This window comes from Paenibacillus sp. FSL H8-0283, assembly GCF_045040675.1.
In the GTDB taxonomy this organism is placed as follows: domain Bacteria; phylum Bacillota; class Bacilli; order Paenibacillales; family Paenibacillaceae; genus Paenibacillus; species Paenibacillus amylolyticus.
The window spans coordinates 1,018,802-1,032,194 of the sequence record NZ_CP150295.1; the positions used below are offsets into that span (position 1 = coordinate 1,018,802).

Annotated in this window: 14 protein-coding genes; 11 read left to right on the forward strand and 3 right to left on the reverse strand. The window is 44.0% G+C overall.

All coding sequences use genetic code 11. The annotated features are described in order from the left end of the window. Positions 1-2 precede the first annotated feature (2 nt). Positions 3-551 carry a hypothetical protein gene (locus MHI52_RS04640; RefSeq protein ID WP_405158560.1) on the forward strand — a complete coding sequence of 183 codons (549 nt, stop codon included), beginning with the start codon at positions 3-5 and terminating at the stop codon, positions 549-551. A gap of 405 nt (positions 552-956) precedes the next feature. Next, positions 957-1,943, forward strand: a complete 987-nt coding sequence (locus MHI52_RS04645; RefSeq protein WP_405158561.1) for a phosphotransferase enzyme family protein — start codon at positions 957-959, stop codon at positions 1,941-1,943. A 127-nt stretch (positions 1,944-2,070) separates the two neighbouring features. Here the strand turns inward: MHI52_RS04645 and MHI52_RS04650 are convergent, their stop codons facing one another. Both MHI52_RS04650 and MHI52_RS04655 read right to left on the reverse strand, forming a co-directional pair. After that, the gene (locus MHI52_RS04650) at positions 2,071-4,311 is read right to left on the reverse strand and encodes an S-layer homology domain-containing protein (protein ID WP_405158562.1); all 2,241 of its coding nucleotides are present in this window, start codon (positions 4,309-4,311) and stop codon (positions 2,071-2,073) included. 235 nt (positions 4,312-4,546) lie between these two features. Beyond that, on the reverse strand, positions 4,547-5,113 hold the full coding sequence (locus MHI52_RS04655; protein ID WP_405158563.1) for a hypothetical protein: 567 nt from the start codon (positions 5,111-5,113) through the stop codon (positions 4,547-4,549). Between the two features lie 274 nt (positions 5,114-5,387). Here MHI52_RS04655 and MHI52_RS04660 point away from each other — a divergent pair, with 274 nt between their 5' ends. From MHI52_RS04660 to MHI52_RS04695, 8 genes are all read left to right on the forward strand, one after another. Continuing rightward, positions 5,388-5,960, forward strand: a complete 573-nt coding sequence (locus MHI52_RS04660) for an RNA polymerase sigma factor (protein ID WP_036668294.1) — start codon at positions 5,388-5,390, stop codon at positions 5,958-5,960. Continuing rightward, positions 5,935-6,783 carry a hypothetical protein gene (locus tag MHI52_RS04665; RefSeq protein WP_036668293.1) on the forward strand — a complete coding sequence of 283 codons (849 nt, stop codon included), beginning with the start codon at positions 5,935-5,937 and terminating at the stop codon, positions 6,781-6,783. Before MHI52_RS04660 ends, MHI52_RS04665 begins: the two co-directional genes overlap by 26 nt. Next, positions 6,776-7,639, forward strand: coding sequence for an ABC transporter ATP-binding protein (locus MHI52_RS04670; protein WP_405158564.1), 864 nt, complete (start codon positions 6,776-6,778; stop codon positions 7,637-7,639). Before MHI52_RS04665 ends, MHI52_RS04670 begins: the two co-directional genes overlap by 8 nt. Further along, complete coding sequence (locus MHI52_RS04675) at positions 7,636-8,703, forward strand: hypothetical protein (protein WP_405158565.1); 1,068 nt, start codon at positions 7,636-7,638, stop codon at positions 8,701-8,703. The genes MHI52_RS04670 and MHI52_RS04675 overlap by 4 nt, the downstream gene beginning before the upstream one ends. Before the next feature lie 216 nt (positions 8,704-8,919). Beyond that, positions 8,920-9,054, forward strand: a complete 135-nt coding sequence (locus MHI52_RS04680) for a hypothetical protein (protein ID WP_405158566.1) — start codon at positions 8,920-8,922, stop codon at positions 9,052-9,054. Next, positions 9,027-9,383: a GyrI-like domain-containing protein gene (locus tag MHI52_RS04685; RefSeq protein ID WP_405158567.1), complete on the forward strand. Its 357-nt coding sequence runs from the start codon at positions 9,027-9,029 to the stop codon at positions 9,381-9,383. The genes MHI52_RS04680 and MHI52_RS04685 overlap by 28 nt, the downstream gene beginning before the upstream one ends. Before the next feature lie 208 nt (positions 9,384-9,591). Beyond that, positions 9,592-10,041, forward strand: a complete 450-nt coding sequence (locus tag MHI52_RS04690; protein WP_036605971.1) for an SMI1/KNR4 family protein — start codon at positions 9,592-9,594, stop codon at positions 10,039-10,041. Next, positions 10,038-10,478 (forward strand): hypothetical protein, encoded by a 441-nt coding sequence (locus MHI52_RS04695; protein ID WP_076253745.1) that lies wholly within the window; start codon positions 10,038-10,040, stop codon positions 10,476-10,478. The genes MHI52_RS04690 and MHI52_RS04695 overlap by 4 nt, the downstream gene beginning before the upstream one ends. A gap of 114 nt (positions 10,479-10,592) precedes the next feature. Here MHI52_RS04695 and MHI52_RS04700 read toward each other — a convergent pair whose 3' ends face one another. Beyond that, positions 10,593-10,997, reverse strand: coding sequence for a CBS domain-containing protein (locus MHI52_RS04700; protein WP_036605969.1), 405 nt, complete (start codon positions 10,995-10,997; stop codon positions 10,593-10,595). 177 nt (positions 10,998-11,174) lie between these two features. Between MHI52_RS04700 and MHI52_RS04705 the strand changes: the two genes are divergently transcribed. After that, positions 11,175-13,262, forward strand: coding sequence for a penicillin-binding transpeptidase domain-containing protein (locus tag MHI52_RS04705; protein ID WP_405158568.1), 2,088 nt, complete (start codon positions 11,175-11,177; stop codon positions 13,260-13,262). The last annotated feature ends 131 nt before the right edge of the window (positions 13,263-13,393 follow it).

Sequence of the window (13,393 nt, forward strand, 5' to 3'; positions counted from 1 at the left end):
ATATGCGAAAAAATAAATATTTTACATCGGTTACGCTACTCCTACTGCTGGGATGTTCGGTTATGCTAACGGCTTGCGATGTGATAACCGCCCAGAATATTACCGCCACCGGTTCTGCACAAGGCATGAACGGTGGCGGTATGCCGAATGGTGGTGGCCTGGGCATGAATGGAGGAACACCGAGAGGTGGAAGAGGCACCGCGGGTATGAATGATCGAACAGGCAGTTCTGGCATGACGCAGGGGATGATGAATGCCGACATTACTGGTAGAGTCATCTCCGTGAATGGGAACATAGTGACGCTGGCGTTACTTGAGGTGCAGGACAACTCATCCCCAAGCAGGGAATGGATGGATACCGGAATGGAGATGAAATTGAATATAAGTGATGATGTTGTTATCACTGAAGGCATGGGGACGCCGGGCTCGGACAATTCCATCCCACGTGCGAATTCGTCCATTCAAGTGTCTGATCTTCAAAAAGAAAACATCGTGATGGTGTGGTATAAGGACAACACCGAGACGGTGGAACGGGTGATGGTTGTCCAGTAAAAAATGATGTGAATATCGTCGTTTTGTAATTGCTTACATTTGGCTTATCGGCTATTATGGTAACAACTGGTTTTTTGAAGGGAGTGAGCGTCATGAAACGACGGTCTAAGATGGTATGTTCTATTACTACAATGAAGGTAAGCATAAACTGAATAATTCCGGCAGACTATCAGACGAAGGGAGGAACACATCTTGTTCCCCGGTTTGGTCTGAGATCTGCTGATATATAGGGATATAACTGCTCAATTTTTCTGGCGTATACGAGGTTTATTTGCTTGTGCAAATTTCTCATACACTCAGAATTTTTAAAAGCCGCAGGCATAGCCTGCGGCTTTTTGCGCGCAAAAATAGACATTCGTTGCCTACAAGCAATGCACATAAAACGATCAAAAAGGAGAACTGCCCATGTTAAAATTAAAATATTTATTTCAACATAATGATCTTGCCGAGATGATTTTAAAGAATTGGAACTATGATCCTGAGTCGCTGGATATGTTTCAGTATTATCGCATATCCTCCAATGCCGTGTATCCGTTCAGAGATCAGGGGGAAGTGAGATTACTTCGATTTGCTCCGGTAGAGGAGAAAAATCAAATCAATCTTGGCGCTGAACTGGAGTTTCTGCGTTATCTTCAAACGAATCATTATGGAGCCATGGAGGCGGTACCTTCCCATTCAGGGACAGAACTCATAGAGGCTCACACCCCATGGGGAGTGTACTATGCTTCCGTATTCAAGCGAGTACCTGGATCGCAGTTAGGAAGCATTGATTTGAATGACTCCATCCTGTACAGCTATGGTCAGGCGTTGGGTGAGCTGCATCATTTATCACGTACATTCATGCCTGAGCAAAAGGAGAAACGCTGGACCTATACGGATGTTTTGGATTGGATGCAGGAGATCCTGAAGGGTTTTCCTGGTGAAACGGCTGCTTTGAATGAGGTGGAGTTTCTTCGAACGTATTTTGCGACTTTACCGATGACCCAGCAAAATTTCGGTCTCATCCACTACGATTTTGAACTGGACAATGTTTTCTATGACGAAGGTAGCCAGTCTTGTTATGCCATTGATTTTGATGATTCGATGTATCATTGGTACGCAATGGACGTGGAACAGAGTCTGGATAGTTTACGTGAGGAGATCGAGCCTGAACAATGGGAGCAGAAGAAACAATTGTTCCTGAACGGGTACTGGTCCGAGGCAGGAGAACGTTATGATCTGGAGAGTATGTTCCCCGCTTGTCGCCGTTTTGCCAACTTGTACGGTTATGTGCGTATGCTTCGATCTGTTGCAGAGCAGTGGTCATATGAGCCGGAGTGGATGAGCGGACTAAGAGCGAGGTTAGCGAGGATAATGACAGAAAAGGCAGAGCAATTCGGTCATCCGATTTAATTTCTAGTGCAGCCGACGCTTCTCCAATTCCATAAAAATATGTCATGTTCACACCAGAAATAATATGTTTCGAGAAAAAAACCAGCTGGGAATTCAATGTAGAATTCCTAAGCTGGTTTTTTACATGTTACTCGGTATAATCACTTATCGCAGTATGCCCCGCTTCTACACTGATCCAGTAGGAATAATCTTCGCGCACGTCCACATAGAGGTTAAGTTCCTTTGCATCAAGGTTACTTAGCGTTAGTTTAAAATTGCCATAGGCATCTGTTGTAACCTGTTGCGTCTGGATGTGCTCTACAGCAGGCGAAGGACCATGGATTTTGATCGGCATCGTCTGGTTGGCATACGCCGGGAACGTACCTTGAAGGACCAGTGTGTGATCGGAAGAATATACTGCTTTCATGGTCTGATCCGGTAGTCCGCCGTTCTTTTCATTCTCGGTAGCTTCAGTGGCATTCTTCGGCCTGCTCCATAGTTCGAAGCCTTTTTCCTTCAGGTTCTGGAGAAAAACAACGGCCTCTGCCCGGGTCAAGGATTCTTGTCCCGCATAACCTTGCACCGTAGCTGCGGTTTTGCCTGAAGAGTATCCCATGTTCAGCAGATACCGGATGGCATCGTCGTCCTGGGTATAATTTTTACCGCCAAGCCCCGCCACGATTAAGGCTACTTCTGTTCGGTTCAAGGCACGATTGCGCAGCTTCGGATTCTGTTTGCTGGCATCCAGTTTCAGATTCAACGCGGAAGCATAGGTATAGTAACGATCACTCCAGATGTTTCCTTTGATAGCTTGTCCCTCTGCAGCATCGATGCTCTGAATGACATGGGAATTCGCATACAGCTTGAACAACATAGAGAGGAATTCGGCTTCACTCACCTGATTGTTGGGTTTGAACGTTCCATCCTCGTATCCACTGACCATCTCCTGTTGAACGGCCCATTGAATGGCATCTTTCGCCCAATGTGTACGGACATCAGTTAATTGGGGAATTCCCGTTACCGTAACAGAGACAACCGCTTCTTTCCCTTCAAAACGAATCCGAATTTCGGCTTTACCAGCCTGAAGTCCAATGATTTTTCCATCCTTGATGACAATGCGATCTGACGTCGTGGTGAAGGAAACGTTAGACTGTGGAACATAGGATGTTCCGTTATCATTCACGGCAGTGATTGAAGGCAGATCAATCTGTTCTCCTGTTCGGACTTTCAGGTTTGGTTGTCCTGGCGTTATACGGGTAAGTGTTGTATCTTGAACACCGTCCACATGGAAGAAACGTGTGGAGTATGAGATTTCCGCTACTGTACCGTTTTTCTTTTGCAGACCTGTAATTCGAATGTTGAACGTATCGCCGTTTTTTAACAATTGCACATCGTCGGGACGGAATATGATGGCGTAACCATATCCATATCCAGCTGTCTCTACATTGAAATAGGCTTGATTAAACCATTGTTTATCCGCAGGGTCCACGTTGTAATAACCGGTTGGAAAGCCACTGTTCTGATTCTTTGCATTAAAGGTCCATGTACGTTGATCGGAAGTCCGAGTCATCTCGACCTGTACCTCAGATAGTGATGGTTTCGCAAATACATCTGTATTCAGTTGAACAGACCAGGCCTGTGTGCTGCCAAAAGCTTCGATTGGAAATGCGCCCTGATTCGGGAACAGGCTGTAGTTGAACGAAGTTCCCCCCGTTCTGCTTTTATCAAATACCTGCATGGCACTATAGTACTGATCATATGTCTTGCCTGCTTCACTACGAGTGGCGAGTCCAAATCCGATTCGTTGCAGTTGTGGACTCAAAATCCAGCGCCGATGACCGAGTCGATCAATATTGGAGGCGTCTGAATCATTCATGTAGGCCTGTATGCTTTTTGTCAGGACGTTATTCTTTGCACTGCTGGTAACGTACAGATTGGAGCTGCTGGCAGACTTTGAACCGGTGTCAAAGAAATCCTTTGGCATATTTCCTGGCTGTTTTGGAGAATGGGACAGGTATCCACCCGTGGAGACCACAACAGCCCCATGCTGGGCTTGACGATTCAATGCCGGATCAAGGACAAGATCGCCCTGTAGCCCCGTGATAAAACGATAAAAGTTGGCTGCATTCAGCCCTTGTTCCAGATAGGCGTCACTTACCACACCAGCAGAGTAGGGAGCACTTGTCGAAGGTGTCTTTGTATACAGGGGAGATGTATCATTGCCATTCATCCACTGATTCCACTTTTGGACAATCTCCTGCTGACTTCGCTCAGGTAACAAACTGTCGACCTGTTCCGCATGTGCCGCTTGAGCACCCCATAACAGAAACAGTAAACCTGCCAAGGGCAGAGTGAACAGTGAATGTATTTTATTTTTCCGGTAAACCATGTTTCCAACCCCTCTCATATCTGAACGTACAAAGAACATATGCATGTTCAGCATTATGGTATATTCATCGACATTACAGCTGGTTTTGCTTAGAGCCAGGCATGGGAGCATAAGGCCGAGCGTATGAAGGAGGGTATTTAAATTAGGGAGTTAGTGGTTCATTTGTTGAAAAAAGAGCACAGGCCACCCCGCTGATTGGGGACAGCTTATGCTCTTTCTACATATGTATCTACTTTTAGTCGAGACTCAGGTCGAAATCAGGCTCACACATATAATCTAATGGGTACAAGTCATCTCGTGCCGAGATTAATGCACGGAAATGAAGATAAAGATTATTGGGTTGTACTACAATGCCACCAACACGATGGGGTATAAGTTCAGCCACGACGAAGACATCCTCGGCATTGTTACATTTAAAAAGAACATTTTTCGGATGAATGACTTCCTCCAGGTAACTGCACGTCATCACGTGAAATGTTTGTCCACGCCAGTTTGTCTTGATCACTTTATAGGACTGTGTGCGAACCAGATCCAGATAACGTTCCAGCTGGAACGTATGCTCGAATTGCGTAATATAACCTTTTTTATCTACATCAATCGTAAATTCGACATCATAGCTCACATGCATTTCATCTTTATAAGTTCCGTTCATAACCTTCATGTTGTCAAAGTGTGATCCGAATTCCGGATCTTCTACATAGGGAATGGTAACGAGTTCGGGGTCAACATATTCTGTGATCTTACTGTTACTGGAAGGTGGGGTGTAATACTTCGATGGCTGAAGATCAATCGATCCAATCATGCTTCCTGGGAAACCGGGGCTGCAAGTTATTCGCATAGTCATCTCCTTCGTTGTTGGTCAGTAGTTAGACGAACGAGTAACAATAAAGTTGCACCAGAATAAGGAAACGAAGGATGAAGCTAGTAGTTCGCACGCCTGAGTAAATTTGGATCAGAGCCAATGTATTAATACTTCTTTTTTGAAATTTTGTTATATTCAAAAAAATACACTTCTATGCTTTTGATCTTTTACTATCCAAATTTCGTTAATTGTTTATAGAGGGGGTGAGGGAGCGTTGAATGATGAAGAGCTTATTCAAGAGATTCGCGAAGGTAGCCGTGCTGCCATGGAAGTACTGGTGAAGCGGCACTATCAGTCGATATTTGCTTATGTTTACCGGAAAACCGGAGAGTACCATACTGCTTATGATCTAACACAAGAGGTATTTGTAAAAATGATGAATTCCTTGGACAAGTATCAGAACACAGGTAAATTCAGTCACTGGCTACTGAAGATTGCAGTGAACCATTGTAGAGATTATTATCGTGGGCGGGAGTTCAAGCAACAACAAAGAGAGAGTGAATTAACTGAGGATGCGTTCCCTGCCAGTGAACAACAGAATGTTTGGAATATTTTTCATAAGCGATTTCAGAATGAGCAAGTCAGGCGCGCAGTATTAAGTTTGCCTGATCACCAGCGAGATGCAGTCATTCTAAACTATTACAATGGATTGAAGATCAGGGAAGTTGCTGAACTTACGGGAACCAACGAATCGACCGTGAAGTCGCGCATTCGATTGGGGATAACGAAATTAAAGGAGATTATTGTGGGAGGTGAACGGGATGAAAAGCAGAGGAAACGGAGATGAACTGAATCCTGTAACAGAGTTGGAAATAGAAGAGTACAACGAAATTGCTTCATATCTGGATGAGTATCCGGTCGAATTTCCATCCGAGATGGAGATTGACAAGACAATTAGAATACTGGATACATATATGCCAGATCACATGAATGCTCACCTGAAACAAAAATCATCTGGGAATTCAGTTAAGGAATTGTTCCAGTTAGTTTATGGTGAGGTTGCTGTCTTCCACAAATCTTACTGGTTAGTTTGTTCAATGCTCTTGTTGTTCGGCTATTGGCTAGGTACTCACAGTACGACAGACCCGTACATGAGTGTGCTCTTTATAGTTCCTGTTCCATTTGTACTTGGTTTGCTAGAAGTTTTTAAAGGTCGAGATCAAGGATTAATGGAAATCGAACTGACCTGCAAAATCACGGCACAGCAACTGATGCTTACCCGTCTAATCGTAGTACTTATTGGGAATATGGCGTTTGTTGTTTTGCTTAATTTACTTATATCAAGCGAAAAAGATGTTTCCATATCATGGAGTGCTATCGGCCTCTCGTATACACAGCTTATGATAGCAGCAGGTACAAGTCTATGGCTTGCGATGCGTGTCAGAGGTGGGACAGCCGTCAGTATCTTTTTAATTGTATGGTTCGCGCTGGTTTGGCTTGTACTAAGTAATCCCGAATTGAAGACTCTACTTCAATCGATCCAGCCCACAGTACTTATAGCGATGGCTCTATGCGGAGTTTTACTATTAATCAGTCAGATCTATGAGATGGCAAGGAAATATACATCACAGACAGAAAGAGGTTACTCCTTTGATACTGACCATGGATAACGTATCCAAGAAATACAGGAACAAGTTGGCTGTAAAAGAAGTCTCACTAGAACTATCCAGTGGTGGTGTTTACGGTCTCCTTGGGCCGAATGGAGCAGGGAAGACAACATTGTTTCGCATGATTGTAGACATTTCCAAGCCCACGTCTGGACAAATTTTGTTGAACGGGCAGTCTATCCAAAACATGGGAGACCGTTATCGAAGTTTGTTGGGCTACATGCCCCAGCGATTTGGATTTTATAACCGATTCAGTGCTTATAAATTTCTCATGTATATGTGCTCTTTGAAAGGGATCGGTATTAGTCAAGCTTCAGCACGTGTGCAGGAAACGCTAGTGACGGTGGGCCTTGAAAATCAAGCACAACATAAAATCCACACATTCTCCGAAGGAATGAAGCAGCGATTGGGAATTGCCCAAGCTTTGTTGAATGATCCACAAATTTTGATTCTTGACGAACCTACAGCTGGATTGGACCCCAAAGAGCGCATTCGATTTCGTAACATTATCGGCGAGCTGGGAAGAGATCGTATTGTAATGTTATCTACGCATATCATTTCTGATTTGGAGTTTTCATGTAAGGAGATGATTTTGTTGAATGAAGGGCAGCTCATCGCCCATAATACTCCGGAAGAGATTATGAACCGGATGAAAAATAACGTATGGAAAGCGAAATTAAATCCGCAACAACTTGCTGATCTTACCTCTCATTTCAAAGTAAGTGGTTTGTCTTATGAGTCTGATGGAATCGTAGCCAGAATACTGGCCAAAGAACAGCCTGTCCCGCAAGCCGTACGAGAATCACCTCGGCTTGAAGATGTATATATGCACTATTTTGGAGAGGAGACGAAGTCTTGATTCGTTTAACTCAATTCGAGTTTTATAAAATTATAACGCGTAAAAGTATTGGCATAGCATTGTCTATTTTAATTGTTTTTCTAGTCGTATACTCATTTTGGAGGCATCCTGGGATAATGGATGGTTCCGCCTTTTACAAACCTTATGAAGGTGCTATTACAACAGAGAAGGTAAAAGTCGCACATAATCAATATGATTCCATTTGGGATAGTACCAAAGGTAGATACCAATATGGTGCATTGTACGATATTGTGTTTTTTTCTCCAGAGGCGATTAAGAACAGTACACGATATGATGATCATGGCAACATCATGGAGCGAACAGTGAATGTATCCGAAATTTATTATAATAAACCTTGGGGTTACCTACTGGAATACATTGATCAATTCGGTGTAGTTTTTATGATGATTATGATTCTGCTAGGGTTGGCTCCGGTATTTACCGAAGAATATGTACTAGGTACAGCATCATTACTGCGTAGCAGCAAAAGAGGAAAAAGCAAGCTTGTATCAGCAAAATGCATTGCTTCCATATTGTACGTTGTGATGTGTGCCGTTTTATTTACTGGGGTAAACTTGGTTTTATATTGGTTAAGGTTTGGTAATCTGGCTGGGGCGGATACTTCCATACAGAGCGTGGGCATGTATGTTTACAGCTTTGATTATGAGTTCTCACCATATACGTTTACTGCTTTTCAATATTATTTAGTTCAATTGTTTACTCATATAGCAGGTAGCTTGGTCTTTGCATCTATTGTTTTACTGGTATCCGTCCTCAGTTCTACATCCTTTATAGCTATAATTGTGAATACCGTGATAGTAGGTCTGCCATACTTGGCCTTTGACGTATTAAATTTGAATTCCGGGTCATTAAATTGGGTCGAAAAATTTTCGATAAGTACCATGATACGGGTAACAGGGCTTTATCAAACACCAATAAACTATTCCTTATTCGGACTGAATATATCTTATTTAACCTTATATATAGTTGTGATGGCTTTCATGACTGTTTCGACTATACTTGCCACATATCGTATATTCCATAGCCGGGAAGTGTTTTCTTGAGTGAAGCTATGAGTGATTCCTTTTAGAGATATGGTTCGCAGTCACTGCGGACTTTTTTTATTTGCAGGAGTACTGGCACTATTTCCAATCTACTTACTCTTTTGATACAGTAACTGTAGGACATATCGGAGGTATATATCATGTATGGGACAATGTTTTCATGAATGGGTCATGGAGAACCGTGCCCCGTATCGCTCTCGGAGAGGAGTCCATCTAATGAATGTGAATGAACATGTGATCGAACAACAGTCTCTTACCTTTGTAGGCATCAAACGAACGTTCTCTTGTGTGGATGGTGAGAATTTAATAGAAATTCCTAAGATGTGGCAGACGGCATTGAGGAACGTTTAAACGGGTTCAATAACGGAGCTATTCCCGGTCTGGTGGGCATCTGTGTAGATCAGCGAGAGCTGCATGACAATCAAATGGAGTATTGGATTGCTACCTCTTACTCAGGTGAAGTGCCTGAAGGTTTGGTGTCCATCGAACTTCCTGAGTCCCATTGGGTCGTATTTGAAGCTGATGAACTAGAGCCGGAAGCGATACAACGGTTGTGGCACTATATTATGACAGAGTGGTTTCCTTCCACTTCATATCAGCATGCAGGGATTCCAGAACTTGAAGTGTACAAAGGTGATGGCACACCTCCCCAAGTCTGGATACCTGTAAAATCACTATAAGAGGTTGTTCAAAAAGTCCGCTTTTGATTACGAAGGATGCCTAGAGGCATCATCAGCATTGAATATGGAATTCAGCCGAAATGTCCGTTGCTCACGTAGTTTCCCTACGCTCCGCTACTCCATTTCTAGCTTCATCCCATCTTCTCGGTACTGAAAACCAATCTTTTTGAACAGGTATTATGAGCAAAATTGAATTAGGAGGTCTGCGATGTTATCCAATAAAGTGATTGATCATTGCCAGGAGCAAGGCTGGTGGCATGAAGATGTTCCAGCAGCCTACGAAGAAGCATTGCGGAAGCTTGGAATTGATCTTCAATCGGATTTTGCACAATTTTATTTACATGCAGAGGATGGACCAACTTTCTACAGCAGGCATCAGGAGTTGTATCAGATCTGCTGGTTTATGGAGAACACCGTATATATGGAAGACATGGATGTAGCACAGCTTACACTGGGACTTCCCGAGGCGTATATTCCACTGGACAGTTTTGAAGGTGAAGGTGGATTTTTCTACAACCGTCAGACGGGAGAAGTGGTACTGGTGGAACTGGGTGAATCGATTGAACGGTTTCTTAATGGCGAGAGTGAGCCGCAGTGGGCTGATTTCAATGCTTTTCTGGAGTGGTATTTCGTTCTGGAGGAGGAGACGGTGCAATGAAAGATCTGACACCGGAACATGCCGAACTGGAGCGACAAATTGTAGAAACGGTAGAAGCCGGTAATGTGCTGGATGAGACGCAACAACATGAACAAGCACTTATCTATTATGATCAGGCATGGGGCATGTTGCCCGAGCCGAAGATGGAATGGGAGATTGCAAGCTGGATCGCATCCTGTCATGCGAATGCACATATCGATCTGAAGCAGTATGGACTGGCGAAGCCGTGGGCTGAGATATCGTTAAGTACGCGGAGTTCGGATAGAAGTACGAGTCCGTTGATCGATCTCGGCATGATCTGCATGAGACTTGAACAGCATGACGAGGCGTATTCGTATTTGCATCAGGCGTATGAGTTCGGCAGAGAGCGTGCATTTCAGGGAAGTCCGAGGGATGTGTTGAGTTATTACATTGAAGAGCGGGCTAAGCGTAACTAGAATGATTCCGACCAGACCATGAAACAAAAAGGGTACCCCGGTTTGGCCAAAACATGACCACAGGAGTACCCTTTCGAGTTGAATATTCGTTTATTACAGGATGTTTGACTTCATTTAATCCGAAATGTTACGCGTATAGTATTCAATAATATCCTTACGACGGATAATACCGAGGAAGACACGATCGACATCCACCACGGGCACAAAATTTTGGTCTGCTGCAAGTGTCAGCATATCCTCCATTTCAGCCTCAATGAATACACATTCATTATATACCCGATTGTTAATCTCATGGACCTGAACCTGATCCATCGTATCAAAAGTCAATCCGGGTGTATTTCGCATTTTCCATAACAAATCGCCTTCGGACAGGGTAGCAACATATTTTCCATCCTGGTCAATCACGGGAACGGCGGTGTAGTGTTGCGATTCCAATTGCTCAATAGCATCTTTCATGGAAGCGGTAGACTTGATATAGGCCACTTCGGCTTTGGGGAGTAAAAAATAGCTGATTTCCATCATCGGGCTCCTTTTCAGCCTTTTGCATAGCAAAAAAGCTTTAGTATGTAATCTCACTCTCCTTATTTAAACATATTATGTGAGCTTTCGGCTATTTTTAATGATAAATTCGTCAGATTTGTTTCATTGTTTAAATGGCTCTGGAAATCTATAGTGTATATTAGAGGTGATGTAACCATGAAATCAAAACGTAAATTAATGTACGGACTGCTGCCCATCTTGTTTGCAGGTGGAATCGGAATGTATCTATACATGCAGAATAACAAAGAAGCAGAGGCTAAGCCCCAGACTACCGTGAATCAATACATAGAGCATCTGCAAAAAAAAGAATTTGACCAGTTGTACACCTTGATGACACCTGCTTCGCTGCAAGAGTCGGGCATGAACAAGGAACAATTTGTTGAGAAATACAATGCGATCTATTCGGGTATGGAAGTATCCACCGTCAAGGCGGCGGTTAAACCTGTGGATGTTGCCGAAACGGCTTCCGATGGCAGTAAGACCGATGCAGAGAAACAAAACCCGGATACCTATGAGGTGGATTACAACCTGCAACTGACAACTTTTTTGGGTGAAGTCAGTGAGACGCATACATTGAAAATGGTCCGGCAGGAGCTTGAGGACGGGGGAAAAAACTGGAAAATTAACTGGCAGCCTTCACTGATCCTGAATGACATGGTTAAGGGCAGTAAGGTACGAGTGAGGACACTGTTCCCGGATCGTGGAGACATTGTGGATCGTGATGGTCTGCCACTCGCTACCAAGGGAACGATGAATGAATGGGGCATTGTACCTGAGAAACTTGGGGATAACCCGGACCAGATGATTGCCCGAATCGCGAGCCATTATCAGGTTTCGGAAGATGCCATTCACAAAGCGCTTGCGCAGACATGGGTGAAGCCAGAGTATTTTGTCCCGATTGGTTCAACGGAGGAGTTTGACGTGGCAGAATCTTTAAGCGGGGTTACGATGCAAAGCAAGGAAATCCGCTATTATCCACTCGGCAATGCGGCTGCACACCTGATTGGATACGTGCGCAAAGCCACCAAGGAAGATCTGGATAAGGATACGGAAGGGTATTATCGCGCAGAAGATTGGATTGGCAAAGCGGGTTTGGAGCAGTCCATGGAGAAGCAGCTGCGTGGTGAACGTGGTGGTCTGATCGAAATCACCGATGAATCCGGTAACTCTCGTTCTGAGCTTATTCGCAAGGAAGCTGTAGATGGACAGGATGTTCAACTGACGATTAGCTCCAAACAACAAAAGAAATTGTATCAGACTTTATCCAGTGGTGGAGACGCCGGTGCAATGGTTCTGATGAATCCGACGGACGGCAACCTGCTGGCGTTAGTCAGTGCGCCTTCCTATAACCCGAACAAAATGGTTACAGGACTTACTCAGGCAGAGTGGGATGCTTATTCGGCGAATGAGAAGCTTCCTTTTATCAACAGAGTCACTACCCGGTATGCACCAGGATCAACTTTCAAAGCGATTACAGCCGCAGCGGGACTGCTGGAGAAGGTGACTACAGCGGACAAAACCCATGATATCTCTGGCTTGCAATGGCGCAAAGACGATAGCTGGGGCGGTTATTATGTTAAGCGTGTGAAGAGTTTATCCCCGGTTAACATGGTCGATGCTCTGGTGTATTCGGACAATATTTACTTTGCGATGGAAGCGATCGAGATGGGTAGTGCCAAGTTTATTGATGGGATCCAGAAGTTTGGTTTTGGCGATAACTTTGGACTGGATGAACTGTATCTGAAGCCAAGCCAATATGCCAACGAAGCACATCTGGATCTGTCTTCCGAGGTGTTGCTCGCTGATACGTCCTACGGGCAAGGGGAGATGTTGATGTCCCCGATTCATCTGGCATCGTCATTTACACCTTTTATTAATGAAGGGAAACTGGTGAAACCTGTTCTGATCGAGGGAAAAGAAAGCACTGAGCCTGAGGTAATTATTACTCCGGAAGCCGCAAATACGGTTAAGGATGCTTTGGGAGAAGTTGTTTCCCGGCAGGGAGGTACGGCCCACACCTTGAATTCAATACCTGGAGGGCTCGCGGGCAAGACGGGAACAGCGGAACTGAAAGCAAAAAAGGGAGAGAAGGGTCAGGAAAACGGATTTTTCGTAGTGTTTGATACTGGTTCTCCGAGCTTTCTGTTATCCGCTGTAATTGAAGAGGTGAACGGCCGAGGTGGAAGCCACTATGTCGTGGATAAATTAAAGCTTTTTTTGGAAAAGTTGGAGATTACGCAGTAATTTTTCGTGAGAAGATAAAGTAGTTTTTCAATAGTTGTTAAAAGACTAATAAGAGTGATTGGTTATCATTAAAAGTTGATAACTAATCACTCTTATTTAATTTATTTGTGGAATTTAATGTGTTCATAAGA